At 70.5% G+C, this 26,642-nt stretch carries 17 protein-coding genes; 10 read left to right on the forward strand and 7 right to left on the reverse strand.

Annotated features, from left to right (window positions below; all coding sequences use genetic code 11):
- Window positions 1–6 precede the first annotated feature (6 nt).
- The 6 genes from mreC (at window position 7) to ACZ4EF_RS04175 (ending at window position 8,849) form a co-directional block, all read left to right on the forward strand.
- Window positions 7–993 (forward strand): rod shape-determining protein MreC, encoded by a 987-nt coding sequence (gene mreC, locus ACZ4EF_RS04150; RefSeq protein ID WP_391160352.1) that lies wholly within the window; start codon window positions 7–9, stop codon window positions 991–993.
- Between the two features lie 6 nt (window positions 994–999).
- Complete coding sequence (gene mreD / locus ACZ4EF_RS04155; protein ID WP_391047608.1) at window positions 1,000–1,656, forward strand: rod shape-determining protein MreD; 657 nt, start codon at window positions 1,000–1,002, stop codon at window positions 1,654–1,656.
- Window positions 1,653–3,863 (forward strand): penicillin-binding protein 2, encoded by a 2,211-nt coding sequence (mrdA, locus tag ACZ4EF_RS04160; RefSeq protein WP_467502680.1) that lies wholly within the window; start codon window positions 1,653–1,655, stop codon window positions 3,861–3,863. The genes mreD and mrdA overlap by 4 nt, the downstream gene beginning before the upstream one ends.
- Window positions 3,860–5,059: a rod shape-determining protein RodA gene (gene rodA, locus ACZ4EF_RS04165; protein WP_355349549.1), complete on the forward strand. Its 1,200-nt coding sequence runs from the start codon at window positions 3,860–3,862 to the stop codon at window positions 5,057–5,059. The genes mrdA and rodA overlap by 4 nt, the downstream gene beginning before the upstream one ends.
- 93 nt (window positions 5,060–5,152) lie before the next feature.
- The gene (locus ACZ4EF_RS04170) at window positions 5,153–6,751 is read left to right on the forward strand and encodes a CYTH and CHAD domain-containing protein (RefSeq protein WP_467502682.1); all 1,599 of its coding nucleotides are present in this window, start codon (window positions 5,153–5,155) and stop codon (window positions 6,749–6,751) included.
- A gap of 136 nt (window positions 6,752–6,887) precedes the next feature.
- Window positions 6,888–8,849: a TIGR03960 family B12-binding radical SAM protein gene (locus ACZ4EF_RS04175; protein ID WP_467345788.1), complete on the forward strand. Its 1,962-nt coding sequence runs from the start codon at window positions 6,888–6,890 to the stop codon at window positions 8,847–8,849.
- 283 nt (window positions 8,850–9,132) lie between these two features.
- Here the strand turns inward: ACZ4EF_RS04175 and ACZ4EF_RS04180 are convergent, their stop codons facing one another.
- From ACZ4EF_RS04180 to ACZ4EF_RS04200, 5 genes are all read right to left on the reverse strand, one after another.
- A complete protein-coding gene (locus ACZ4EF_RS04180) occupies window positions 9,133–10,008 on the reverse strand; it encodes a GNAT family N-acetyltransferase (protein ID WP_467502684.1) in 876 nt (291 codons plus the stop codon).
- Between the two features lie 83 nt (window positions 10,009–10,091).
- Window positions 10,092–10,256, reverse strand: coding sequence for a hypothetical protein (locus tag ACZ4EF_RS04185; RefSeq protein ID WP_391047600.1), 165 nt, complete (start codon window positions 10,254–10,256; stop codon window positions 10,092–10,094).
- On the reverse strand, window positions 10,253–11,383 hold the full coding sequence (locus ACZ4EF_RS04190; RefSeq protein ID WP_467502687.1) for a radical SAM protein: 1,131 nt from the start codon (window positions 11,381–11,383) through the stop codon (window positions 10,253–10,255). The genes ACZ4EF_RS04185 and ACZ4EF_RS04190 overlap by 4 nt, the downstream gene beginning before the upstream one ends.
- Window positions 11,373–11,786: a hypothetical protein gene (locus tag ACZ4EF_RS04195; RefSeq protein ID WP_467502689.1), complete on the reverse strand. Its 414-nt coding sequence runs from the start codon at window positions 11,784–11,786 to the stop codon at window positions 11,373–11,375. The genes ACZ4EF_RS04190 and ACZ4EF_RS04195 overlap by 11 nt, the downstream gene beginning before the upstream one ends.
- A 65-nt stretch (window positions 11,787–11,851) precedes the next feature.
- A complete protein-coding gene (locus tag ACZ4EF_RS04200; RefSeq protein ID WP_467502691.1) occupies window positions 11,852–12,457 on the reverse strand; it encodes an ATP-binding protein in 606 nt (201 codons plus the stop codon).
- Between the two features lie 97 nt (window positions 12,458–12,554).
- Between ACZ4EF_RS04200 and ACZ4EF_RS04205 the strand changes: the two genes are divergently transcribed.
- Complete coding sequence (locus tag ACZ4EF_RS04205; protein WP_467502693.1) at window positions 12,555–13,910, forward strand: hypothetical protein; 1,356 nt, start codon at window positions 12,555–12,557, stop codon at window positions 13,908–13,910.
- A gap of 130 nt (window positions 13,911–14,040) precedes the next feature.
- On the opposite strand, the gene ACZ4EF_RS04210 is transcribed toward ACZ4EF_RS04205, so the two are convergent.
- Together ACZ4EF_RS04210 and ACZ4EF_RS04215 are read right to left on the reverse strand one after the other, a co-directional pair.
- Window positions 14,041–15,660 (reverse strand): recombinase family protein, encoded by a 1,620-nt coding sequence (locus tag ACZ4EF_RS04210; RefSeq protein ID WP_467502695.1) that lies wholly within the window; start codon window positions 15,658–15,660, stop codon window positions 14,041–14,043.
- Window positions 15,661–15,868: 208 nt separating this feature from the next.
- A complete protein-coding gene (locus ACZ4EF_RS04215; protein WP_467502697.1) occupies window positions 15,869–19,276 on the reverse strand; it encodes a CARDB domain-containing protein in 3,408 nt (1,135 codons plus the stop codon).
- Between the two features lie 531 nt (window positions 19,277–19,807).
- On the opposite strand from ACZ4EF_RS04215, the gene ACZ4EF_RS04220 reads away from it, so the two are divergent.
- The 3 genes from ACZ4EF_RS04220 (at window position 19,808) to ACZ4EF_RS04230 (ending at window position 26,509) form a co-directional block, all read left to right on the forward strand.
- Window positions 19,808–21,079: a hypothetical protein gene (locus tag ACZ4EF_RS04220; protein WP_467502699.1), complete on the forward strand. Its 1,272-nt coding sequence runs from the start codon at window positions 19,808–19,810 to the stop codon at window positions 21,077–21,079.
- Between the two features lie 216 nt (window positions 21,080–21,295).
- Window positions 21,296–22,078 (forward strand): TIGR03936 family radical SAM-associated protein, encoded by a 783-nt coding sequence (locus ACZ4EF_RS04225; RefSeq protein ID WP_355349564.1) that lies wholly within the window; start codon window positions 21,296–21,298, stop codon window positions 22,076–22,078.
- Between the two features lie 216 nt (window positions 22,079–22,294).
- Complete coding sequence (locus ACZ4EF_RS04230; protein ID WP_467502701.1) at window positions 22,295–26,509, forward strand: Rne/Rng family ribonuclease; 4,215 nt, start codon at window positions 22,295–22,297, stop codon at window positions 26,507–26,509.
- Window positions 26,510–26,642 lie beyond the last annotated feature (133 nt).

Here is a 26,642-nt window from a genome sequence, read left to right on the forward strand (position 1 = left end):
GCGCCCGTGAGGGACACACGAGAGAGCCGGCTTCTGCTGGTGCTGCTGGTGGTGATCGCGTTCGCGCTGATCACCGTGGACATCAGGGGCGGTGAGGACTCACCGCTCGACCGGCCACGGCAGGCGGCGCAGTCCGTCTTCGGCCCCGTCGAGAACTCCGTGTCAGGCGTTGTCGACCCGGTGGGCAACGCCATAGACGCGGTCCGCGACTCCGGCGGACGCAACAGCACCATCAGCCGCCTGCAACGCGAGAACGAGGCGCTCAAGCAGCAGCTCGGCAGCAAGGACGTCACCCGTAACCGGGCGGCGGAGCTGGACAAGCTGCTGAAGACCGCGGGCGCCGGGCAGTACGCCATCAAGGGCGCGCAGGTCATCGCGATAGGAGCCGCGCAGGGATTCTCCTGGACGGTCACCATCGACGCGGGCAGCAAGGACGGCGTCACCCGCGACATGACGGTCATCGACGGTGACGGCCTGGTCGGCCGGGTCACCACCGTCGGCCCCTCCACCTCCACGGTGCTGCTCGCCAACGACCCGGACTTCACCGTGGGCACCCGCATGGAGGGCTCCATGGAGCTGGGCTTCGCCACCGGCCAGGGCAACCAGCCGATGCGCGTGCAGCTCCTCAACGGCAAGGCCACGGTGCACAACGGCGACCGGCTGGTCACCTTCGGCTCCGAGGCGGGCAAGCCGTTCGTGCCGGGCGTGCCGGTCGGCAAGGTCGTCGGCGTCGACCCCTCGGGCGGCAACCTCACCAAGACCGTCCAGGTGCAGCCGTTCGTCGGCTTCACCCGGCTGGACATCGTCGGTGTCGTCGTCCAGGGCCCGCGTGCCGACCCGCGCGACAGCGTGCTGCCGCCGAAGCCGACCCCGTCGCCCAAGCCGAAGCCCACATCCACGCCCAAGCCCGGCTCGACCCCGACCGGCGGCGCCACCCCCGGCACCACGGCCGGCACCACGGAAAATACGACAAGCAACGGCAAGAGGGGCTGAGACACCGTGCGCCTCAACCGGATCGTGCTCTCCACCGTCCTCGTGGTGATCGCCATGGTCGCCCAGGTCAGCGTGCTGGCCCGGCTGCACCTGCCCGGCGCGGTCCCCGACCTGCTGCTGCTGACCGTGCTCGGCCTGGCCATCGCCTACGGCCACGTCGGCGGCTGCCTGGTCGGCTTCGGCGCGGGACTGCTCGCCGACCTCGCGCCACCGGCCGACCACGCGGTCGGCCGCTACGCGCTCGTGCTGTGCGTCATCGGCTACCTGGCGGGACTCGCCAAGCCCGAGAGCGGCCAACTGCGCACGGCCGCCGGACCCATGCTCGTCGTGATCGGCGCGGCCGTCGGCACCACACTGCTGTACGCGGGCGTCGGCAGCCTCGTCGGCGACACCGCGGGCGCCCATGTGGGCCTGCCCAAGCTGGTGTTCACCGCGACCGTCTACGACCTGCTGCTCGCGCCCTTCGTGGTGCCGCTCGTGATGGCCCTGGCCAGACGCTTCGACCACGATCCGCTCACCGAGGACCCGACCGGCGGCTTCGGCGGCAGCGCGCTGCGCACCCGGCCCACCCGTACCAGGACCGGTTCCGGGATCAGCCCGCAGCGCGGCCTGTTCGGCCGGGCCAAGACGATGGCCTCGATGCCCAGGGGGGCCAGAAGGTGAGCAACATCCCGGAGACCGGGCGCACCTCCCGGGTCACGATCCGCCTGGTGATCCTCCAGATCCTCGTGGTGTCCCTGCTGCTCACCCTCGGCGGACGCCTGTGGTACCTCCAGATCCGCAACGGCCAGGAGTACGACCAGAAGGCCGCGAACAACCACATCCAGCAGGTCGTCACCCCGGCCGTCCGCGGCTCGATCCTCGACGACCGCGGTGTGCCGCTCGCCGACAACCAGACGCGCCTGGTGGTCTCCGCCTCCCGTACCGACCTGCTCAAGCAGCGCGACGACGGCCTGGCCGTACTGACCCGGCTCGCCGGTGTCCTCGGGCTGACCCCCAAGGAAGTCACCGACAAGGTGCGGCTGTGCGACGCGAAGACGCCCAAGCCGTGCTGGAACGGGTCGCCGTACCAGCCGATCCCGATCACCGACGAGGCCACCACCCAGCAGGCGCTCCAGATCATGGAGCGGCGCGAGGACTTCCCCGGCGTCACCGCCGAGCCCACCGCCGTACGCCGCTACCCCAGTCCTTCCAAGGCGAACACCGCGCAGGTCCTCGGCTATCTGTCGCCGGTCACCGACGCGGAGCTGACCGCCTCGGAGAAGACCGAGGCGCCGCTCCAGCGCTCCGACCAGATCGGCCGCTCCGGCCTGGAGAGCGTCTACGACGCGCAGTTGCGCGGCAAGGCGGGCGTGACCCGCTACGAGGTCGACAACCTCGGCCGGGTGATCGGCAAGGCGGGCGACACCCCGGCGCAGCCCGGCGCGAACCTGGTGACCAGCATCGACTCCAAGGTCCAGGCGCTCACCGAGAAGGAACTCGCGCAGGCCATGGCCGACGCGCGCAAGACGTACGACAGCATCACCCACCAGAACTACAAGGCCGACTCCGGCGCGGCCGTCGTCCTGGACAACAACACCGGCCAGGTCATCGCCATGGCCAGCGCCCCCACCTACGACCCCAACGAGTGGGTCGGCGGGATCTCCGCCAAGGACTACAAGGCGCTCAACGAGACCGAGTCCAACTACCCGCTGCTCAACCGCGCCACGCAGGGCCAGTCGGCGCCCGGCTCCACCTTCAAGGTGGTGTCCACCTCGGCGGCCGTCAACGCCGGTTACGACATCAACGGCGGCTACCCCTGCACCTCGTCGATGACCATCGGCAACCAGGTCTTCAAGAACTTCGAGAACGAGAGCTTCGGCGACATCTCGCTCGGCCGCGCCCTGGAGGTCTCCTGCGACACCGTGTTCTACGGCATCGCGTACGACCAGTGGCAGAAGGACGGCGGCACCGACCCCAAGCACCCCAAGGACTGGTTCTACAAGACCGCCCACCAGTTCGGCCTCGGCACCAAGACCGGCATCGACCTGCCGGGCGAGGTCACCGGCCGCGTCCCCGACCGTCAGTGGAAGCAGAGCTACTACGACGCGATGAAGGACTACTGGTGCAAGCTCAAGAAGACCAGTAAGAAGAACGACCTGGCCACCGCCATCGCGCGGGAGAACTGCACCGACGGTTACGTGCTGCGCGCCGGTGACTCCGTCAACTACGCGATCGGCCAGGGCGACACGCTCGTCACGCCGATCCAGATGGCCCGGATCTACGCGGCGCTCGCCAACGGCGGCACGCTGTACCAGCCGACCATAGGGAAGGCCGTGGTCAGCGCGGACGGCAAGACCGTCACGCCGATCAAGCCGAAGGTGGCGGGCAAGCTGCCCGACTCCAAGTCGACGCTGAAGTACATCAACAAGGCCACCGCGGGCGTCGTCACGGACGGTACGGCCAACTGGAAGTTCGCCGGCTGGCCGCAGGACAAGATCACGCTGCACGCCAAGACCGGTACCGCCGAGGTCTCCGGCAAGCAGACGACCTCGTGGCTGACCACGTACACCAAGGACTACACGATCGTGATGACGATCTCGCAGGCCGGTACCGGCTCCGGCGCCTCGGGCACCGCGGTCCGCCGGATCTACGAGGCGATGTACGGCATCGAGAAGGACGGCCCGAAGATCGACGCGAGCAAGGGCATCATGCCCAAGCCGGTCGCCGCGCTGCCGAAGATCTCCGGTGACGGCGTCGTCGTGCCCGCCTCCGACACCACCTTGACGCCGTCGCAGCACGGCACGCCGGGCGACCCGGGCCCGGTGCTCGCGGCCCTCACCCCGACCCGCACCGAGAAGCTGCTGCAGGGCAGGAAATCCTGGTCATGAGTGCCACCAACAGCTACTCGATCCGCCGCTTCACCCCCGAGCGGTCCACGCTGGGCAAGCTCTTCGCCCGCGACTCGATAGCGCGCCGGATGGACTGGGTGCTGCTCTTCGCGTCCCTCGCGCTGACCGCCATCGGCACGATGCTGGTGTACTCCGCGACCCGCAACCGCACCAATCTCACCCATGGCGACCAGTACTACTTCCTGATGCGGCACCTGATGAACGCCGGGATCGGCGCGGGTCTCGCGATCGGTGTCGTCGTCATAGGGCACCGCAGGATGCGCGGCATCGTGCCGTTCTACTACGTGCTGGCGATCCTCGGCATCCTCGCGGTGCTCAGCCCTCTCGGCTCGACCGTCAACGGCGCGCACTCGTGGATCGTGATCGGCGGCGGCTTCTCGCTCCAGCCGTCGGAATTCGTGAAGGTCGCGATCATCCTCGGCATGGCGATGGTGCTGTCGGCGCGGGTGGACGCGGGCGACCGCGAGCATCCGGACCACCGGACCGTGCTCCAGTCGCTGGGCCTGGCCGCGCTGCCGATCCTGATCATCATGATGATGCCGGACCTCGGCTCGGTGATGGTGATGGCGGCGATCGTGCTCGGGGTGCTGCTCTCCTCCGGCGCGTCCAACCGCTGGGTGTTCGGCCTGATCGCCGCCGGGATCGGCGGCGCCCTCGCCGTCTGGCAGCTCGGCATCCTGGACAAGTACCAGATCGACCGCTTCGCGGCCTTCGCCAACCCCGCCCTGGACCCGGCGGGCGTCGGCTACAACACCAGCCAGGCGCGGATCGCCATCGGCTCCGGCGGCCTGCTCGGCAAGGGCCTGTTCCACGGCAGCCAGACCACCGGGCAGTTCGTGCCCGAGCAGCAGACGGACTTCGTCTTCTCGGTCGCGGGCGAGGAACTGGGCTTCCTCGGCGCCGCCCTGATCATCGCGCTGATCGGCCTCATCCTGTGGCGGGCCTGCGCCATCGCCCGCAATGCCACCGACCTGTACGGCACGATCGTCGCCGCCGGAATCGTCGCCTGGTTCGCCTTCCAGTCCTTCGAGAACATCGGCATGACGCTGGGCATCATGCCGGTCGCGGGTATCCCCTTGCCCTTTGTGTCGTACGGCGGATCATCGATGTTCGCCAACTGTGTGGCCATAGGTCTGTTGCAGTCCGTACGGATGCAACGGCCGATGTCGGCGTGACGCGCGGGCCCGGCCGGTCGGAAGGGGTCCGCGGATCCCGTCCCGGCCGGCCGCGCCATTGCTCGCGGGCGGGGTGCCCGGTTACCGTCGAGCATGGGTCAGCGAGTGCGCGAGACCGAACGCAAGTACGAGGCCGGTGACGGCCCCGGCCGCCCCCTGACGCCTCCCGACCTCGAAGGACTGCCGTCCGTCGCCGGAATCCGGCGCCTGGACCCCGTCCTCCTCGACGCCGTCTACTACGACACCGCCGGCCTCGCGCTGGCCGCCCACCGCACCACGCTCCGCCGCCGTACCGGGGGCGAGGACGCGGGCTGGCACCTGAAACTGCCCACCGGCGAGCCCGACACCCGCACCGAGGTCCGTGTCCCGCTGGGCGCCGCCGACGACGCCCCGCCCGAGGAGCTGCGCACCGAGGTCGCCGCGCTGCTCAGGGGCCGCCCGCTGAACCCGGTGGTCCGGCTGCGCACCACCCGGCACCGGACCCTGCTGCTGGACGCGGAGGGCGGCGCGCTCGCCGAGATCGCCCACGACGAGGTCGCGGCGTACGTGTACGCGGCGGGCGCGTACGAGACCGGTGCGTACGAGGCGGGTGCCGACGAGACCGGTGCGTACGAGACCGGTGCTTACGAGACCGGCGCCGACGCGGGGGCGGACGGCCCGAGCTGGACCGAGACCGAGGTCGAGCTGATGCGCGGCCCGCCCGCCCTGCTGGACGCCGTCGAGGAACGGCTGACGGCGGCGGGACAGCGCCGCTCGGGCTCCCGCTCCAAACTGGCCCGCGCGCTCGGCGACCGGCTCGCCGAACCGCCCGCGCCGCCCGGCACCCCCGCCACCGCGGGCGAGGTCGCCACCGGGTACCTGCGCGAACAGCTCACCGCGATCCTCGCGCTCGACCCGCTGGTGCGGCGCGACCAGGAGGACGCCGTGCACCGGATGCGGGTCGCCACCCGCAGGGCCCGCAGCGCCCTCAAGAGCTTCCGCAGGGAGCTGGACCGCGGTGCCACCGACCCGCTCGGCGCGGAGCTGAAGTGGCTGGCCGCCGTCCTCGGCACCGAACGCGACCGCGAGGTCCTCGCGGACCGCGTGGACGGGCTGCTCGCCGAGACCGACCCCGCGCTGGTCACCGCGGCCGTACGCGACCGGCTGCGGGGCCTGGCCGCCGACAGCCACGCGCGCTCCCACGCGGCCCTGGTCCGGGTGCTGAACGGGATCCGCTACTTCGCGCTGCTCGACCGCCTGGAGGCGCTGCTCGTGCTGCCGCCGTTCCTGGTGTCGGCCGCCGCGCCCGCCCACGAGGCCGCCACCGCGGCCGTGGGCCGCGACCACCTGCGGCTGCGGCGGCAGATCCAGGCCGCGCTGGCGCTGCCGCCAGGCGACGACCGCGACATCGCGCTGCACGAGGCCCGCAAATCCGCCAAGCGCGCCCGCTACTGCGGCGAGGCCGCGCAGCCGGTGCTCGGCAAGCGGGCCGCCGCCCACACCGGCCGGATGAAGTCCGTCCAGCAGCTCCTCGGCGAGCACCAGGACAGCGTGATGTGCCGGGCGGCGCTCGGCCGTACCGCGCGGGAGGCACGGGAGGCGGGGGAGCCCACCGAGGCGTACACGGCGCTGATCGCGGCCGAGCGGGCCAGAGCGGCGGCCGTGGAGGCGGAACTGCCGGATGTCTGGCGGTCGGCGGACCGCGACATCTGAGCCGGGGCCCGGGCGCGGCGGGACCGTGACGGATGAGCGGGACCGGGCCGCCGCGAGACACGGGTACCCTTGAGGGTCACCCAGCCCCCACGCCGCCGGCCGGGGGAGTCCCAGCCGTCTGATGAGAGTCGCCGAGATGCCTGTCGAGTCGGTCTTCCCGCGCTTGGAAGCACTTCTCCCGCACGTCCAGAAGCCGATCCAGTACGTCGGCGGCGAGCTGAACTCCACCGTCAAGGAGTGGGACAGCACCGACGTCCGCTGGGTGTTGATGTACCCGGACGCGTACGAGGTGGGCCTGCCCAACCAGGGTGTCATGATCCTCTACGAGGTGCTCAACGAGCGCGAGGGCGTCCTGGCCGAGCGCACGTACAGCGTGTGGCCCGACCTCGAAGCGCTGATGCGCGAGCACGATGTGCCGCAGTTCACGGTCGACGCGCACCGCCCGGTCCGCGCCTTCGACGTGTTCGGCCTCAGCTTCTCCACGGAGCTGGGCTACACCAACATGCTCACCGCGCTCGACCTGTCGGGCATCCCGCTGCTCGCGGCCGACCGCACGCTGGACGACCCGATCGTGCTGGCGGGCGGCCACGCCGCGTTCAACCCCGAGCCGATCGCCGACTTCATCGACGCGGCCGTCATCGGCGACGGCGAGCAGGCCGTCCTGGAGATGACCGAGGTCATCCGCGCGTGGAAGGCCGAGGGCCGCCCCGGCGGCCGGGACGAGGTGCTGCTGCGGCTGGCGAGGACCGGCGGGGTGTACGTGCCGCGCTTCTACGACGTGGAGTATCTGGCCGACGGCCGGATCTCCCGCGTCGTGCCCAACCGCAGCGGCGTGCCGTGGCGGGTGTCCAAGCACACCGTGATGGACCTCGACGAGTGGCCGTACCCCAAGCAGCCGCTGGTGCCGCTGGCCGAGACCGTGCACGAGCGGATGTCGGTGGAGATCTTCCGCGGCTGCACCCGCGGCTGCCGCTTCTGCCAGGCGGGCATGATCACCCGCCCGGTGCGCGAGCGGTCCATCACCGGGATCGGCGAGATGGTCGAGAAGGGCCTGAAGGCCACCGGCTTCGAGGAGGTCGGCCTGCTCTCGCTGTCCTCCGCCGACCACACCGAGATCGCCGAGGTCGCCAAGGGCCTCGCCGACCGGTACGAGGACGACAAGATCGGCCTGTCCCTGCCGTCCACCCGCGTCGACGCCTTCAACATCGACCTGGCCAACGAGCTGACCCGCAACGGCCGCCGCTCCGGTCTGACCTTCGCCCCCGAGGGCGGCTCCGAGCGGATCCGCAAGGTCATCAACAAGATGGTCTCGGAAGAGGACCTGATCCGTACCGTGGCCACCGCGTACGGCAACGGCTGGCGGCAGGTGAAGCTCTACTTCATGTGCGGGCTGCCCACCGAGACCGACGAGGACGTCCTCCAGATCGCCGACATGGCGAAGAAGGTCATCGCCAAGGGCCGCGAGGTCACCGGGCAGAACGACATCCGCTGCACGGTCTCCATCGGCGGGTTCGTGCCCAAGCCGCACACCCCCTTCCAGTGGGCCCCGCAGCTCGGCGTGGAGGAGACCGACGCCCGGCTGGAGAAGCTGCGCGACGCGATCCGCGGCGACAAGAAGTACGGCCGCAACATCGGCTTCCGCTACCACGACGGCAAGCCCGGCATCATCGAGGGCCTGCTCTCCCGCGGCGACCGCCGGGTGTCGGCCGTCATCCGGGCCGTCTACGAGGACGGCGGCCGGTTCGACGGCTGGCGCGAGCACTTCAGCTACGACCGCTGGCTGCGCGCCGCCGAGGCCGAGCTGCCCGCCTTCGGCGTCGACCTGTCCTGGTACACCACCCGCGAGCGCACCGCCGAGGAGGTCCTGCCCTGGGACCACCTGGACTCCGGTCTCGACAAGGACTGGCTGTGGGAGGACTGGCAGGACGCCCTGGACGAGACCGAGGTCGACGACTGCCGCTGGACGCCGTGCTTCGACTGCGGTGTCTGCCCGCAGATGGATACATGGGTACAAGTAGGCCCGACCGGCCAGAAGCTGCTGCCCCTGGCGGTCAAGAACGCAGGTCCGGCGCCTGCGGAGCACGGTCATACGCACTGAGATGAGTGACGCCCCGAGTAAGATCGCCGACTTACTCGGCGACATGACGGACGCCGAGGCGACCGAGGTTTGGTCTTGCTTCGGCGTCTCGACCTCAGTGAAGGCAGAACCGCGGTCTACGCTCACGACACCTCTGCCTGGTCCGGGCCCGGAGGGCAAGGCCGGTCGAGTCAAGAGCAGTATCGAGTGGGTGTGACTCCAGCAGTCACGCGCTTCCGGAGAGGGCGATCGACGCGGTCTCTGTGCGCCGTCTTCGCCGTCAGGGAGTGGCCGGAAGCGTGTTTCAACGGGCTGGCGTGGTGACGACGAAGCCGAGGGACTTCAGACCTTCGGCTTGGCAGAGAGTGTCTGACACGCCGCCGACTTCGGTTTGAAGCAGCTGGTACTCGGCTCCGTTCTCTTGACCCCACCGCATGGCGGCGCGCCAGAGTGCGCGCCCGAACCCGTACCCCCGGTGCTCGGAGCGGACTCCGAAGTACTGGGGCATGAGCTGGGGCTGGCCGATCGCGTCGGGCCTGATCTCCATGGGGCCGATGGCTCCTGCGACCCGGCCGCCCGTCACGGCCACGAGTACGGGCCCTACCGCGCCTGCTTGCATCCTTGAGTGGAGGAAAGCGAATCCGTCGTTCGCCATCTCCTCTGCGAAGCCGGTGAAGTCCTGGCGCAGTTCGGCGGGCAGGTCGGTGAAGGTGGTGAGGGGGTGTCCAGGGGGCGGGCAGGCTCCGGTGGAGAAGTCCTTGAGCTGAATCCTGACGCCTTGGGCGAAGCGGGTGCCGTATTCGGGGCCGAGGAAGTGCACGACTCGTGCCTTGCTCGCTCCGTGGTCCGCGGCGAGTTTCTGGGCCAGTTCGGCGGCGGCGATGCGGCTACCGGGGCCGACTCCGTACGCGTAGACCTTGATCGTTCCTGTGCCTCGGGCCAAGTGCGTGGGGATGAGCGTCTCCCCGGGGCGGTGTACGACGGCGTCGGTCAGTACGCTCTCGTCCTTGGTGTCTGACCACCGGAGGTCCTTGTCGTACGGAAGGAAGCGCCTGCTTCCTGCGGCCCTGAGCGTGTCGGCGAAGAGGTCGTCGGTGAGGACGGACGGGTGCACTGGGCCGATGGTGGGGACGTAGGGGGCCGTTACCACTGGGCGGAGCCAGTCCCAACGGAAGCGCATGGGTCGCACCTTACTTGCGGCGAGGGATGTACGGCTCAGGCCCCGGCATGATCTGCCGGGGCCTGGCGGTGATCTGTGGGTGATCAGTGGGGGTTGTCGTCGCCCGCGTTGCAGGAGCACTTCACGGAGTCCATCACGTCGTCCATGTCGGCGACGGTGATCACCACGGGTGTTGCGACCGTGGCGGTGGACTCCTCGGGGCGGATCACGGGCGGCCTGGGCCGGATCTCTACGGCGACTGCGGTCATGCGTGCACCATCTCCTTGGGCATTCCGTGCTGGCAGTAGTTGATCAGTGGAGCCTTCGCCTCCTGGAACTGCTTGGCCAGCGGCCGGCACACCTTGCATGTGCCGGAGAGCTGGCAGCCCTCGCAGCCCCCGGTGCGAAGCATCAGGGCGTCGGAGATCGCGGGCAGCCGACGCAAGCCCTCAAGGCCCTCGGCCATGAGGTCGATCTGGTCGTCCCGGCCCACCTTGCAGATGCTCACCTTGGCGTGCGGGTCGGCGTGGAAGAACGTCACTCCGGCGTTGCATCCGGTGAAGGCGCTGCGTTCGCGCAGGTGGCTGCTGGACTGGGCGAGCAGGCTTTCCGGACCGCCGTAGATGGTGGGCGTCATGTTGCTGAAGACGTGGTGCTTCAGGCCCCATTCCTCTGCGAGGGCCACCATGGCGTCCGTCTCGTGGGCGTTGTCGTTGGTGACGATGATGTTGAGCCGCACCGGCAGGTGAGCCTCACGTGCGGCGTCCATTCCGCGTTTGAACGCCTTCCACGCGCCGCGCCGTTGTGTGAGCCGGTCGAAGCTCTTCTCGGTCGCCCCGTACACGCTGACAACAAGGCGGTAGGCGGGGCACTCCTCGAACATCGCCAGCAGCGATTTCTCCCACAACCGGGACGCGTTGGTGGAGACGGTGAGCATCATGCCCAGTGAGTAGGCGTAGCGGTAGGCGTCCTGGAAGTGCTTGTCGATGGTGGGTTCGCCGCCGGTGATCTGGAGCCAGACCACGCCCGCGTCCCGCATGATGTCCAGGAGCGTGACCTTCTGGTCCCACGTGAGGCCGGCGAATTCCTTCAGGCCCAAGTAGCAGTGCGTGCAGGCGAAGTTGCAGCCGAGGTTGATCTCCCAGCTCGCCTTGGAGAAGCCATAGGACGAGCGCTCGCGGACCAGCACCGCCTTCGATACAGGCTTGCCGACCAAGTCCAGACCCCACACCTGCGCGACCGTCTCGGCAAACCACGATGGGACCGGGGAGTCGTTGCGGACGAGGGCGCGTAGTTCCTCGTAGCCGGCTTCGGGCAGACGTGCCCCTGCCGCGCTGCCAGGCCGTAAGGCCAGATAGCCGTCAAGGAACGGGCTCACGATCAGGTCATGAAGCATCGTTCATTCCTCCGGTCAGCCGGTGAGGGGGGTTCCAGGGATCGTCGAGTTGCCATGTGTGGCCGTCAGGGTGGCCCTCGTATTCGCTACAGCCGCCATGCTTGGGATGGGTGGCCGGGCAGTCCGGGAGGATCAGCAGAATGGCCGGGGTGCTGTTCGGAGGCCACCGGCTCCAGACGGCGGTGTTGTCGGCGATGTCGAGGACCATCGCGTAGTGGTCGCCGCTGGTGTGACGTTCGAGAGTGCAGCGCAGGTCCCGGATGTCAGCGGTCATGTCGTGGCGGTATCCGGACCATGCCAGGGCTGTGTGGGCGAGTGGATCGGGCAGGACGGTCAGGGCCGAACAGATGGACCGGTGCCTGGGCGGAGCGATGGAGCTGATGCTGGGGGTGGAAATGGTCACGGCACGTTCCTCTGAAGTGGATGGGCCCGGTTCGGGACACGGCCTGAGCGGGTCCAGGTCAGGCGTCATGCGTGAACGCCCGTATGCCCGGCTGTTACGCAAAGCGAGGCAGGTAGCGTCTCCCGCCGGGGCGTCTTGGACTGTTGTTTGTCCGCTCGCAACGAGGCGGCAAGTCGCAGACTTGCCCAGACGGTCTTGCCAACGGGCGCAGCCCTCTCGAATCCCCACGCGCCTTCGGTGAGGCCGGCGACGATCTGAAGTCCGCGTCCGCTCTCGGCGTCCAGGGAGGTGGGCCGCAGTTCGGGTGGTTCGTCGCTCTGGTCCTGGACCGCGACGTACAGGCGGCCTGTGCTGATCCACAAGGTCAGGGGACACGTGCGGACCACGGATCGAGGGTGCCCTGCGGACTTCGGCTCGGTCGGCTCGCCCGCATGGCGAACCGCGTTGGCCGTAAATTCCGAGACGACGGTGAGGGCGTCCTGTACGACCTCGTCGGGGAGGCCCCAGCTTTCAAGGACCTCTTGTGCGTGACGCCTGGCGAGACCGGGGGCGGATGGCTCGCAGGCCAGGTCCAACCTGGTCCGGTTGGCGTAGTCGCTTGCCCTCACTGTCCTCCGTGCGCTCTCCCGTGCCGCGAGTCGAACTGCCGCTCGCGCCCTGACTGGTTGCACGCACTACGCAACCGTCTGCGTACGGAGAGCGGTACCGTTGGGGCGGCGTGCGAAGTGGAAAGCGTGGAAAGTTCGTCCACCCGCGGAGAGTGGCAGCATGGCTGAGCACGAGCCGAACCAAGGTCTCAAAGCCCTTCTGAGCGAGGCCCGGTGGTCCCAGGTCGAGCTGGCCGCCGCAGTGAATCGGGCTGCCTCCGAAGCGGGCGTTCCGGTGAGCTGTGACAAGAGCAATGTCAACAAGTGGCTCTCAGGTACGCGCCCACAGGCGAAATGGCGCCCGTTGATCTTGGAGGCGTTCTCCCGTCGGTTGGGCCGGCCAGTCACCCATGCCGAAGCTGGCTTACCGCCTTCGGTGGCCGAAACAGCGACTCTCGCGGCGCTGACCATGCCCGGGGACACTGTGGAGGGACTGGTCACTATCGGGAGAGAAGACATGGACCCCTCTCGGCGGAAGTTCTTCACGACGACGCTCTATGCAGCCGCGCTGCCGATCCCGGCCTACATCGACCTGGCGGGCCGTTCCGAGGCTCACGCGACTGGCCGTGCAACGCGGATCGGGGCGGGCGAGGTTGCCACGGTCCGGACGATGACCGACCGCATCGCGGACATTCTTGATGAGCTGGGCGGGGGACACGCCCGCCCGATGGCGGCGGCGTTCCTCGTGAACACGGTCGCGCCGTATCTGCGGGCCGATGCCTCCGAGACCGTCCGCAAGGACATGCTCGCCGCCGCGTCCGACCTCGTGTACCTCACGGGCTGGATGGCCATGTACGAGAAGGCGCACGGACTCGGCCAGCGCTACTACGTACAAGCCCTCCACTTGGCCGCCGACGCCGAGGACCACGTCACCTACTGCCGCACCCTTCGCGGCATGGCCCTTCAGGCTGCCAACCTCAAGCACGGGAAGCGGTCGCTGGAACTCGCAGACTCCGCGGCGGAGGCGGCGCCGAAAGCAGGACCGCGTCTGCAAGCGTTCCTGTCCGGACAGCAGGCGCAAGGTGCGGCCCTCGTCAAAGACAAACGCCTCGCCTTCTCCCGCCTCGCGGAGACTCAGTCAGCACTTTCGAAAGCCGACAACCGGCGGGATGCGATCGGCGGTTACGACCAGGCCGCCTACTTCTTCCACGTGTCCAGCGTGCTCTACGCCCTCGGCGATGTGCCCGGCTCCATCGCGGCCATGCAAGATTCCAACCGCGTCCGTCCTCCTATTGAGAAGCAGGGGCGGGCGCACGCCAACGGCTTGCTCGCACAGCGTCAGCTCGAAGTCGGCCACCTGGAGGCTTCCTGCGCCACCTGGTCCAAATTCCTCGACGATTACGAGCGCCTTTCATCCTCACGCGCTGATGAGCATTTCGGCGCTCTCCGTCGTCGTCTCCGTCCTCACCTGAAGAACCAGCACGCACGCGGGGTCTACGAGCGGGCACAGGAACTTGCCCGGCAGAAGGCCGCATAGCCGCGCCTGTCGCTATCCGGGCATGAAGCTCTGCTCAACTGCCGCGTGAACCTAAAACAGGCGGTCGGTGAGTGTTGGGCCAGCCGCCGGGGGTCCGCGTAGCGGGCCGCCTTGTCAGTCCGAGCGCCGTTCAGAACTTTGCGGCGAAGTCGTCTTCCTTGCGGACGAGACGGGCACGTACGTCCTTGGGGATGAGGAGGCGGAGGTGGACCTCGGGGGCGCGGACGTGGGGGATCTTGGTGCGGGTGACCTCGCACTTGATGCCCACGCGGAGGAGGTCCTCGGCCATGGCTTCCATGCCGCCGCTCTCCCACTGCTCGCGGTAGGTCTTGCCGTTGTGGACGGTGACCCAGCGGTCCTTGGTGGTCTCGGGGTCGATCGCTTCCAGATCGGAGATCAGCTTGTCGAGAGTCGCTTCCGCCTGCTCCCTGGTGAAGCGTGTCTTCATGAAACGGCCGCCAGGCTCAAGCTCGCGCATGTAGTAGGCCACGGACTCTTCGAGTCGCTTGACCTCCTTCCGCGCTTCCTCGCCCTGGGCGTACTCGCGCGTCTCGACGGGGTAGTCGCCGATCACGGACAGCACGTCATGGGCCAATTGGGCGTAGACCTCTTCGGGGTTCGGCGCGCCGAGGCCGCCACTCTTGCAGCCACCGCAGCGCAGGTAGCTGTAGGAGCCGTAGGAGTTGGTCGTCTTCTGGACGGTGATGTTGGTCTCGCAGTCGGGGCAGATCAGGACTCCGAGGAACTTGGTGGCTCCGCCCGGACGGCGAGCAGGCTGGTCTTTCGAGTACTTGTCGAGGGCGCTCTGCAAGGAGGCGAACTCGTCCTCGGTGAAAATGCCCTCCGCGACCCGGATCGGCTTGCCGTCCCTACCGAGAACGGCCTTCGAACGTCGCTTGCCACCGGTCTTGTCCTCCTCGACCCGATAGCCCATGAGCGCGGGATTCCTCAGCCTGCGGAGCAGTGTTGACGGCGTGAGGCCGGCCCCGCACAAGCCTGCCCTCACCAGCACTGCGACCATGCGCCGGGCTGAGGCGGCGTTCGTCCTCATGGCGGCCCGCCGACACCAGTGCAACGCGCGGTGCGCGTCTTCATCGATCCGGAGGACGGCTTTCCCGTTCTCGTCCCGTGCGGTGACGTATCCGTACGCGGGCTTCCCTACCAACCATTCACTCTGGGACTTGGCGTAGTCCCAGAGGCTCGTGACACGCGTGCTGGTGTTGGTGGCCTCGATCTCAGCGATGCCGCCAATGATCGTCACCATGATCTTCCCGGCCGTGGTTGTCAGGTCGATGCTGTCGTTCTTGGAGACGAGATTCTTCCCGTACTTCAGGCACCAGTCGATCATGGCCGCCAGGTCCGAGAGGCGGCGGACGAACCGGTCGAGCTTCCAGAAGAGCAGTACGTCGAATTCGGGGGAGCGGTCGTTGAGCCACTGGCCGAGGTGCTTACGCTTCCAGGGCGGCACCTTCGTCGCGCTCACGTTGAGATCGCTGGCCACACCGACGACACGGCAGCCCATGTCCCTGGCGAGTATCCGCAGGTCGAGTTCCTGACGGACGGGTGAGGTCGTCTCTTCGGTGAGAACCGACAGGCGCACGGACAACAAGGCGCGCGGCGCGTCTGCGGGGAGCTGTGCTTCGGCCTTCTTCAGCTCCTCCAGCAGAGCGAGGTCGCCCTCGGACCATTCGATGTCCCTAGGCGAACGCTTCCGCTCGGCCATGGTCTGCTTGCCGTCTCGTCTTGTCATGTCAGCATGGTATTTGTTTTAGGGCCGTATCTATATGTCTGCAGATGGACACCCACATCCAGGTCGGCCCGACGGGGCAGAAGCTGCTGCCGCTGTCGGTCGTGAAGTGACGGTCGGCGCCGCCGCGAGGTAGCGCGACACGGCCCGTGGCCCCGCACGCAGGACGCGTGCGGGGCCACGGGTTTTTTCGGGGGGTGAGAGCCTTCGGTTACGAGCCGTTGATCACGTACTGCGATCCGGGCTCGATGAGGACGCTGCCGTTGGCGGAGTTGGTGATGGTGACGTGGGACAGATTGGCGCTGCCCCGCGCGCCGCCCTGGGCGCGGATCCCGGCGCCGTTGTTGGACTTGTCGATGGTGACGTTGCTGATGGTGACGCCCGGCATGGCGCCGCCGCCGTTCTTGAACTGGATCCCGTCGTAGGTGGAGTCGGCGATGTCGGTGTCCCGGATGGTGACGCCGGTGATGTCACTGGTGGAGGCGAACAGGGTGATGGCCCCGAACTTCTGCGCCTCGCCCCAGAAGACGCCGCCGCCGCGCTGGATGCCGTTGTTGGCGATCAGCGTCTGGCCGGAGAACGGCAGCGGGTCGTGGTCGGTGGCCAGCATGATCGCCGGGTAGTTCATCGTGTCGTAGACGAGGTTGTTCTCGATGGTGTTGCCGTAACCGCCGTAGATCGCCAGGCCGTTGGCGCGCCAGGGCAACTGGATGGTGTTGTTCACGAAGTGGTTGTCGTGCGCGATGTCGACGGACTGGTCCTTGACGTACTTGTTGGCCCAGACCGCGAGCGAGTCGTCGCCCGTGGTGCGGAAGGAGGAGTTGAAGACCTTCGAATTGCGGGTGCCGTTGGTGAAGTTGATGCCGTCGGCGTAGGTGTCGCGGATGCGCATCCCGCTGAATTCGAGGCCGTCCGCCGGTCCCCACAGGGCGGGGATGTTGTCGTAGTCGCGGCCGACCCAGACACCGACGTTGGCGTGCTCGATCCACACGTTGCTGATCTTGGTGTTCTTGCCGAACCGGCCGTTGAGGCCCACGCCGCCCTCGGCGTTGCCGTCACCGCCGCGGATCCGGCCGGAGCCGAAGATCGCGATGTCGGAGATCTGCGTGTTGTTGTCGATGTCGAAGCCGAAGTTGCCCTCGTGCGGGTGGTTGATGCTGCCCACGGCGTCCTGCGGCTGGATCAGCGAGTAGAGCTGCGAGTACCACATGCCCGCGCCGCGGATCGTGACGTTGCTGATGCCGACCTGGTTGTACTGGCCGCGGTGCAGCGGGTCCTCGGTGAGGATCTTCTTCTCCTGGCGCCACTGGCCCGCCGGGATCCACACGCAGTTGATGAGGCCGTTCTGGTTGGCGGTCACGGCCCGCTGGATCGCGGCGGTGTCCTCGATCCCGTCGTCCGGGATCGCGCCGTACTCGGTGATCGACGTGCACTCGGCGGGCTTGGCCTTCGGCGGCGCCACCTGCTCCAGGTCGATCAGGTCGATGACGTAGAACGACGCCGTGTCGGTCGCGTCCCGCTGGAGGCGGAATTTGGTGCCCACCGGATACGTCGTCGACAGCAGCGCGTTGGACTCGTCGAACAGCCGACGGGCGTCCGCCTGCGGCGAGTTGGTCAGTGCCTCGGGGCCGTCGGTGTTGCCGTACAGCCAACTGTGCTTCGAGGACAGGGTGATCTTCCGGTTGAACGTGTTGTTGATGTAGAGGCTGATCGTGGCCTCGATGCCGCCGCCGTTCGCGGCGTCGGGGATCGAGTTGCGCACCACGATCGAGTTGGTCGGGTTGGTGGAGGTGAACTCCACGAACTGACCGGTGGTGTTCAGCCGTACCGACTTGCGGCCCGAGGACTCGGTCGCGAAGTTGGTGTGGCCGAAGGTGCGCAGCGGGTCGGTCTCCAGGAGCGTGCCCTGGTAGGTGGCGGCCTCGGCCTCGTACTCGGTGTACGGGACGGCGGCGCCGCGCCCGACCACGATCGAGCGGGAGAAGGTGTTGTTGGTCTCGTTGGTCTCGGCGACGACGTTGGTGGCGTCCGCGGTCGCGACGAGGGTGGCGCCGCCGCTGGTCGCGGTCCAGGTGCCGGTGACGTTCACGGTGACGGTCGCGCCCGCGGCGATCGCCGGGGTGCTGGTGTCGAGCGTGGTGCCGCCCACGGTGAGGCGGGTGACGGTGGCGGCGCCCGTCGAGGTGGTGCCGCGGTTGTGCACCGAGACGGTGAAGGAGACGGCCGCGCCGACCGCGGGGCTGGCCGGGTTGGAGGTGATGCCGAGCACTTCGAGGTCGGGGCCCGGCGCCTGCGCGACGACCAGCTTCGTCGGTGAGGCGAGGCTGTTGTTGTCCTTGCTCTGCTCGATGACGGTGCCATTGGGGTCGACCACGGCCGAGACGGTGTAGCTGCCCACCGCCCGCTTGCCGACGGCGACCTGGACGGTGGCGGACGCACCGGCGGCGAGGGCGGCCACCGGGGCGCTGCCCGCGACGACACCGCCGACGCTGACATTGACGGTGGTCGCGGGCGACGCGGCGCTGCCGATGTTCTTCACGGTGGCGCTGACGTTCACGGTGTCGGTCTCGACCGGGGCGGTCGGGGTCCACGACAGCGCGGTGACGGTCAGGTCGGGGTTGGGCGCGGGTACGCCGATGACCTGCACCTCGGCGACCTGGCCGCCCGGGGCGCCGGAGTTGGAGAAGAACCCGAGCTGGAGGTCGGCGGCCCGGCCGGTGACCGGGATGGTCACGGTGTTCTGGTTGCTCGACGGGCTGAACGCGTAGTCGGCCCTGGCCTTCAGCGAGGTGAAGCCGGTCGCGCTCTGGCCGCGCCCGAGCACCTGGATGTTCTGCGTGCGCGGACCCCACGCGGCGTCGGGGTTGAGCTTGACGACGACGGAGGTGATGTCGGCGTCGGAGCCGAGCTTGACCGTCAGCGTCGACGGGAAGCCGTTGGACTCCCAGTAGCTGCCGACCTGGCCGTCGTTGGCGTTGGACGCGACGAAGGACTGGGCCGTCGAGGACGCCTCGATCGGCTTGCCGCGCGCCAGGTCCTTGCCCGTGCCGTCACCGGGGCCGGGATCGCCGGGGCCGGGGCCGCCGGGGTCGGTGACCGTCGTGCCGTGGATCTCCAGCTCGGATATCTGCGCGGCCGGCCACGCGGTGTTGGCGGTGATGTTCAGCCGTACGTAGCGGACCGTCGCGGCGCTGAAGTCGACCGTCACGGTGTTGGCGGAAGCCGGGTTGAAGGTGCGGCCCTGCGCGGCGGACAGCGTGCTGAAGGCGGCGCCGTCGGTGCTGCCCTGCACCGCGATGGTCTCGGTGCGCGCCTCCCAGCCGGCCGGCAGCTTGAGCACCACCTGGTCGACGGCGGCACCGCTGCCGCCGAGGTCGATCTGCACCCACTGCGGGAAGGTGTTGTTCGGCCCTTCCCAGTACGTGCCCTGGTTGCCGTCGGTGACCGCGGAGGCGGGGTATCCGCCCACCGCGCCGCTCGACGAAGCGGCCTTCCCCGAGGCGAGGTTGGGCCGGTCGGCCGCGGCGGCGGCCCCGGACAGTGGCAGGAGCCCGATGGCGATCAGACCGGCGGTGACCAGGCCGGTGATCAGCCGACGGCTGAGCTGTTTCCGTTTCATGTGTCCTCTGTTCAGTCGGAACGAGAGAGCGCGGACGACGCGCGGGACGCGCGGGGTTCGCAGGACGCGAGGCGGCTCCTGCCGTGAAGTTGCATACAGATGTGAAGAATTGAGAGAGCATTGACCAGCTTTTTGCGAGTCACATGTTGCGATCGTGTCACCGGCTTGTCAACGGTTTACGCACGTCATTCGATTTGTTGACAAGACCCGCGCATCCCCAACACATGCGCGCAGCCGACGACTTGACGGGGCGGGACCTGCGCAAGGCCCCTGGCCCGCGCCGTGGCGGAGCGTTTTCGCGCGGTGCCGCGAGCCGCGCTTCGAGGCGTGCGTGGAGCCGTACTCGCAGAAGTGCTCGCCGGAGTACGTCGAGCCGCGCTCCGGCCCGTGTGCGCGGCCGTGACACGCGGCCGTGACACGCGGCCGGCCGCCGCCGCGCGACGTCTCCGGGCGGTATCCGCCGGGTGCCGATCCGGCTGCGGACACCGCGCGGTACGCCAACCCGCCAAGCCCTGCGGGTAGGTTCACCGCATGGCTCTGGAACACCCGCGGGGGAGCGGCGACGGCTGCCTGACCGTCGCCATACGTATGCCGGTCCGTCTCGTCGCCTTCGCCGTCGTGCTGCCGCTGCGCCTGCTCTGGGACGCGCTCGCGACGGCCGGGCGCGCGACCTCGGCCGGACTGCGCTGGACATGGCGCCGCCTGCTGCTCCCGCCGCTGCGGGTCCTCGGCGCCGCGCTCGTCTGGGCGGTGCGCACCCTGGTGGTGATCCCGGCCGTCTTCCTGACCCGCTACCTGGTCGTCGTCCCGCTCGTCGCCCTGTGGCGGTACGTGCTCGTACCGCTCGGCCACGCCGCCGCCTGGACACTGCGCATGCTCGGCGCCGGCACGGGACTGCTCGCGCACTGGCTGCTCGTCGTCCCCCTGACCGCCCTCTACACGTACGTCCTCGCGCCCGTCGGCCGCGCCGCCCGCTGGACGCTGCTGACCCTCGGCGCGGGCCTGGGCGCGGGCGCCTCCTGGCTCGGCCACTACCTCCTGGCCGTGCCCGCCCGCTGGCTCTGGCACTCCCTGCTGGTGCCCGTCGCCCTCGCACTCGCCGCGGCCGTCGTCTTCTTCGTGCGGTACGCGCTGGTGTGGCCACTGGCCGCGCTGTGGCGGTACGTGCTCACGCCGGTCGGCCGCGGCCTCGCGTGGACGCTGCGGATGACGTGGCTCGGCCTGCTCTGGCTGATCAGGACCCTGGTCGTGCTGCCGGTCGGCTTCGTATGGCGGCGCGTCGTCGTCCCCGTCGCACGCGAGATCGGCGCGGCGCTCGGCCACGCCTGGCGGGTGACCGGCTATGTCTCGCGCGCCGTCGGCCGCGGCGTCGCGTGGCTGGCCCGCGTGCTGATCGCGGTCCCCGCCGCCTGGGTCTGGAGCCGGACCGGCGCTCCCGCACTGCGCGCGGTACGGGCCGCGGGCCGCTGGTACCGGCGCGCGGTCCGGCAGCCGGTCAAGGACGCGGTCGCCGACGCCCGCCGCTCGCTGCGCGAGTTGCGCGCCGAGACCCGCAGAGCGCTCTTCGGCGATCCGGTCGGCGCGGCCGAGCGGCGGCTGCCGCCGCGGCGGGCCGGGTACGAGCCGGGGGCGTTCGGTCCGGCACCGGCGACGGACGCGGCCGACGTATCAGAGGCGCCCGATCCCGCCGACGCGCTGGTGGCGAGCGCGCACGCCACGCAAGCGCTGCCCCGGCCGGCGGCCCGCCACCGTAAGCAGCCCGGCCCCGACCTCGCCAAGCGGCGTCCGCCGACCCACCGCTGAGCGGGGGACCGGCACCGGTTCAGGGCGTTCCCCCGAGACTGTCGACCCCGGGTTGTCCACAGGGCGGGGGTCACCCGTCAACAGCAACGCGCGACGCGGCGTAACCTTGTAAAAGACAAGCGGGCCCGGTGACGGGCCCCCGGGACACGAGTACGCACGAGGGACTGAACGACACTGGGCAAGCGACAGCCCGAAGGTCCGCCGCCCGCACCGGCGGTGCAGCGCATTCGACTGCGCTACACCAAGCGTGGCCGCCTCCGGTTCACCAGCCACCGCGACTTCCAGCGCGCCTTCGAGCGGGCCCTGCGCCGCGCCGAGGTGCCGATGGCGTACTCGGCGGGCTTCACCCCGCACCCCAAGGTGTCGTACGCCAACGCCGCACCCACCGGCGTCGGCAGCGAGGCGGAGTATCTGGAGATCGCCCTCGCGCGCAGCGTCGACCCGGAGAAGCTGCGGCTGCTGCTCGACGAGTCGCTGCCCGCGGGACTCGACGTCATCGAGGCGGTCGAGGCCCGGACCTCGGGACTCGCCGAACGCCTCGAGGCGTCCGTCTGGCAGGTCAGGCTCGACGGTGTCGACCCGGCCGAGGCACGACAGGCCGTCGCGGCGTTCCTCGCCGCGGAGACCGTGGAAGTACAGCGCAAGACGAAGAACGGCATCCGCACGTTCGACACCCGCGGCGCCGTCACGCGCCTGGAAGTCGTGGACGACACGCCGGACAACGGCGCCGGGCACGACGCGGACATGTCCGAACAGGGTGCCGATAGGCCGCAGGACCGCGCCTGTGCGATACTGCGGCTGGTTGTACGGCACCTGACACCTGCCGTACGGCCCGACGACGTACTGTCCGGCCTCCATGCGACGGCCGACCTCGCGCCGCCGGTCCCCGCAGCGGTGACCAGGCTGGCGCAGGGGCCGCTCGACGAGGAGTCCGGCACGGTCACCGACCCGCTCGCGCATGATCGCGACGCTGTGACGGTACCTGCCGGGTCCGCGTAGCCACGTCGTCACGCGTCGCCGACGCACCAGGGAGCCACCCGGGTCCGGCGCCGCAGACCACATGAGACTTTCGTCGACCCGCCGACGCGGTGCCGACGAGCGACACAGCAGCTCCCGTGCGGCGCCCGCGCCCCCGGACAGCGGCACCGCGACCAAGCGGCCCGCCGCACCGGACATGGACGCGGCGCCCGGGAGCTCGACGGGAGCATTGCCCGAATGCACGACCAGACCGACTCCAACGAACCCACCCCCACATCCGAGCCCGCCGCCGAGGCCGCGCCGCCGCGCCGCCGCCGGGCCGCCTCCCGCCCCGCGGGCCCCCCGACCGACGCCGCCGGCGGCTCCGCCCCCGCCGAGCCCGCGGCCCAGGCCCCGGCTCCGGCCTCCGACGACGCCTCCGCGTCCGAGGCAGCCGCCCCGCCGCGTGCCCGCCGTCGCGCCACCCGCAAGGTCGCCGCTCCGGCCGTGACCGCCGGTGACGAGGCCGCCTCCGACGGCGCCACGGCCGCCCCCATGAGTTCCGAGACCGCCGAGAGCCTGGCTCCGGCCTCCGATGACGCCTCCGCGTCCGAGGCGGCGGCCCCGCCGCGCGCCCGCCGTCGCGCCACGCGCAAGGTGGCGGCCCCGGCCGCGTCCACCGCCGACGAGACCGCTGCGGGCGATGCCCCTGACGGCGGTACGGACACCGCCGCGGCGTCCGGCCCCGCCGCTGACGACACCGCCGCCTCCGACGAGGCCCCCGCCGCGCCGCCGCGCGCTCGCCGCCGTGCCACCCGCAAGGTGGCGGCCCCGGCCGCCTCGACGGCGGACGAGACCGCCTCGAACGATGCCCCTGACGGCGGTACGCCCGCCCCGGCGACCGCCGAGCCCGCCGCCGCCGAGGCCCCCGCTGGGGACGCGGCCCCGCCGCGCGCCCGCCGTCGCGCCACGCGCAAGGTGGCCGCCCCGGCCGCCTCCACCGCCGACGAGACCGCTGCGGGCGATGCCCCTGACGGCGGTACGCCCGACGCGGTGACTGCCGAGCCCGCCGCCGAGGCCCCCGCCGCCGCCGAGGCCCCCGCTGGGGACGCGGCCCCGCCGCGCGCCCGCCGCCGGGCCACCCGCAAGGTGGCCGCGCCCGCCGAAGCGCCCGCCGCCGACGGCACCGCGGGCGAGATCGCCGAGACCCCCGCACCCGCGGCGCCCGTGGCGCCGCCCGCCCCGGCCGCCGAGCCGGAGCCGCGCGCCCGGCGGTCGCGCAAGCGCACGGCCGGAGCCCCTGCGGCGACGTTCTCCGCGGGCGACGGCTCCCGGCGGCTGAAGCCGGGCGCGCTGGCGCCGCGGGACGAGGCCGAGGCCGAGAGCGACACCGTCACCGCCAGTGCGCACGACACGCCGGAAGAGCGCTTCGAGTACACCGGGAAGGCGCTCCAGGACGGCGACGAGTGGAACGTCGAGGTCGACGACGCGTACGAGATCCGCGGCTACGGCCAGACGGTCGAGGAGGCGAACGCCAACGCGGTGGCCGCCCTCGCCGAGGCGTTCGGCATCCCCGTCGCGTCCATCACCCTTGAGGTCAGGACCGAGGAGCGCCCGGCGCGCGGACGCCGCAGGGCGTCGCGTCCGCCGACGGCCGTCTTCCAGCCGCCGGTCTTCCAGGCGCCCACGGCCGAGCCCGTGGCGGCCGGCGCCGTCGCGGAGGAGCCCGCCGTCGCCGACGAGGACGAGACCGAGGAGCGGGACAGCGGCCCGCGCCGCCGCCGCCGTCGCCGTGGCGGCTCCGCCGCGGAGCCGGTGACCGCCGAGGCGGCCACCGCCGTGGACGTGGACGAGGCCGACCCCGACGCGGACGACGAGCAGGACAACGACGCGGACGCCGACGGCGAGCACGACGGCGATGACCGCCCGTCCCGCCGTCGCCGCCGCGGCGGTCGCCGCCGTCGCCGGGGCGAGTCCAGCGAGCACGAGGACACCGCGTCCTCCGACGACGAGGACGAGTCGTCCGAGGGCGACGACGAGGAGGACTCCGCCGACGAGTCGGCGCACGACGACGACCACGGCTCGGGTTCCAGCACCAGCCGTCGCCGCAGGCGCCGTCGCCGTCGCGGTTCCGACTCCGGCGCCGACGACTCCGCCAACGGCGGCGACGACCCGGAGCGCACGGTCGTCAAGGTCCGCGAGCCGCGCCAGAAGTCGGAGTCCGGTGGCGGCACCGGCGCCGACGAGGTGCAGTCCATCAAGGGCTCCACGCGCCTGGAGGCCAAGAAGCAGCGCCGCCGCGAGGGCCGCGAGCAGGGCCGCCGCCGCGTGCCGATCATCACCGAGGCGGAGTTCCTGGCGCGCCGCGAGGCCGTCGAGCGCGTCATGGTGGTCCGGCAGAACGGCGAGCGCACCCAGATCGGCGTGCTGGAGGACAACGTCCTCGTCGAGCACTACGTCAACAAGGAGCAGGCCACCAGCTACGTCGGCAACGTCTACCTGGGCAAGGTGCAGAACGTGCTGCCGTCCATGGAGGCCGCGTTCGTCGACATCGGCAAGGGCCGCAACGCCGTCCTGTACGCGGGCGAGGTCAACTTCGAGGCACTCGGCATGGGCAACGGCCCGCGCCGTATCGAGTCCGCGCTCAAGTCCGGCCAGCCGGTCCTCGTCCAGGTGACGAAGGACCCGATCGGCCACAAGGGCGCCCGCCTGACCAGCCAGGTCTCGCTGCCCGGCCGCTACCTGGTGTACGTGCCCGAGGGCTCGATGACCGGCATCAGCCGCAAGCTCCCCGACACCGAGCGGGCCCGGCTGAAGACCATCCTCAAGAAGATCGTCCCCGAGGACGCGGGCGTCATCGTCCGCACCGCCGCGGAGGGCGCCAGCGAGGACGAGCTGCGCCGCGACGTCGAACGCCTCCAGGCGCAGTGGGAGGACATCCAGAAGAAGGCCAAGAGCGGCAACGCGCCGACGCTGCTCTACGGCGAGCCGGACATGACCGTCCGCGTCGTCCGCGACATCTTCAACGAGGACTTCTCGAAGGTCATCGTCAGCGGTGACGAGGCGTGGAGCACGATCCACGAGTACGTCACCCACGTCGCGCCCGACCTGGCGGACCGGCTGTCGCGCTGGACCTCGGAGATCGACGTCTTCGCGACGTACCGCATCGACGAGCAGCTTCTGAAGGCGCTGGACCGCAAGGTGTGGCTGCCGTCCGGCGGTTCGCTGGTGATCGACAAGACCGAGGCGATGGTCGTGGTCGACGTCAACACCGGCAAGTTCACCGGGCAGGGCGGCAACCTGGAGGAGACCGTCACCCGCAACAACCTGGAGGCGGCCGAGGAGATCGTCCGCCAGCTCAGGCTGCGGGACCTCGGCGGCATCGTCGTCATCGACTTCATCGACATGGTCCTGGAGTCCAACCGCGACCTGGTCATGCGGCGGCTGCTGGAGTGCCTGGGCCGGGACCGGACCAAGCACCAGGTGGCCGAGGTCACCTCGCTCGGCCTGGTGCAGATGACCCGCAAGCGGGTCGGCCAGGGCCTGCTGGAGTCCTTCTCCGAGACCTGCGTGCACTGCAACGGGCGCGGCGTCATCGTCCACATGGACCAGGCGACCACCACCGGCGGTGGCGGCGGCAAGCGCAAGCGGCGCGGCAAGTCCGGCAACGGCGGCGCGGCGGGCGACGGTCACGACCACGAGCACGAGAGCGAGCACGTGCTGGAGGCGGACGCGGACGAGGTCGACTCGGTCGACTCGGTCGACTCGGCCGACGAACTGCCTGAGCTGGAGCCGATCGAGGTCGGCGAGGCCGAGTTGGTGCCGACCGTCGGCGACCCCGAGGAGGAGTGGTTCGGCACCGCGGCCGAGGCCGAGGCCGCCGCCCACGGCAGCCGTGGCCGCTCCCGGCGGCGCGGCGCCCGTAAGGCCACCTCGCCCGCGGGCGCGCCGCCCGCGGCCGACCACGAGCCGGAACCGGCCGTCGTGGTCGTCCCGGTCAGCGAGCCCGTCATCGAGCAGGCGCCGGCCGCCGAGCCCGAGGTCTCCACGGAGCCCCCGGCCCGCGCCCGTCGTCGCGCCACCCGCAAGGTGACGGCTCCCGCCGGGTCTCCCGCGGTCTCCGAGGACGCCGCCGTCGTGGTCGTCCCCGCCGAGGCCCCGACGGCCCCGGTCGAGGCCGCGCCCGAGCCCGAGGTCTCCACGGAGCCCCCGGCGCGCGCCCGTCGTCGTGCCACGCGCAAGGTGACGGCTCCCGCCGGGTCGCCGTCGGGCGCCGACGACGCGGCCGTCGTGGTCGTCCCGGCCGAGGCACCGGCCGCCGATGCCGCTGACGCGGAGCCCAAGAAGCGGGCGCCGCGCAAGGCCGCCACGAAGAAGGCTGCCGCCAAGAAGACGGCGACGAAGAAGGTCGCGGCCAAGAAGACGACCACGAAGAAGGCTGCCGCCAAGAAGTCGGCCGCGCCCTCCGAGTAGTCCGGCCCCGGGGGGGGGGGGGGGGGGGGGGGGGGGGGGGGGGGGGGGGGGGGCGGAGGGGGGGGGGGGGGGAGGGGGGGGGGGGGGGGGGGTGCCTTCGGGGGGGGGGGGGGGGGGAAAAAACCACCACTCC

The sequence above is a fragment of the Streptomyces sp. NPDC025721 genome, from assembly GCF_055558595.1.

What these genes read in the sequence shown, in the direction of transcription:
- rodA (WP_355349549.1), top strand. Translation starts at nt 3,860, where the DNA reads ATGAGTGCCACCAACAGCTACTCGATCCGCCGCTTCACCCCCGAGCGG.
- ACZ4EF_RS04170 (WP_467502682.1), top strand. Translation starts at nt 5,153, where the DNA reads ATGGGTCAGCGAGTGCGCGAGACCGAACGCAAGTACGAGGCCGGTGAC.
- ACZ4EF_RS04175 (WP_467345788.1), top strand. Translation starts at nt 6,888, where the DNA reads ATGCCTGTCGAGTCGGTCTTCCCGCGCTTGGAAGCACTTCTCCCGCAC.
- ACZ4EF_RS04180 (WP_467502684.1), bottom strand. Translation starts at nt 10,008, where the DNA reads ATGCGCTTCCGTTGGGACTGGCTCCGCCCAGTGGTAACGGCCCCCTAC.
- ACZ4EF_RS04185 (WP_391047600.1), bottom strand. Translation starts at nt 10,256, where the DNA reads ATGACCGCAGTCGCCGTAGAGATCCGGCCCAGGCCGCCCGTGATCCGC.
- ACZ4EF_RS04190 (WP_467502687.1), bottom strand. Translation starts at nt 11,383, where the DNA reads ATGCTTCATGACCTGATCGTGAGCCCGTTCCTTGACGGCTATCTGGCC.
- ACZ4EF_RS04205 (WP_467502693.1), top strand. Translation starts at nt 12,555, where the DNA reads ATGGCTGAGCACGAGCCGAACCAAGGTCTCAAAGCCCTTCTGAGCGAG.
- ACZ4EF_RS04210 (WP_467502695.1), bottom strand. Translation starts at nt 15,660, where the DNA reads ATGACAAGACGAGACGGCAAGCAGACCATGGCCGAGCGGAAGCGTTCG.
- ACZ4EF_RS04215 (WP_467502697.1), bottom strand. Translation starts at nt 19,276, where the DNA reads ATGAAACGGAAACAGCTCAGCCGTCGGCTGATCACCGGCCTGGTCACC.
- ACZ4EF_RS04220 (WP_467502699.1), top strand. Translation starts at nt 19,808, where the DNA reads ATGGCTCTGGAACACCCGCGGGGGAGCGGCGACGGCTGCCTGACCGTC.
- ACZ4EF_RS04230 (WP_467502701.1), top strand. Translation starts at nt 22,295, where the DNA reads ATGCACGACCAGACCGACTCCAACGAACCCACCCCCACATCCGAGCCC.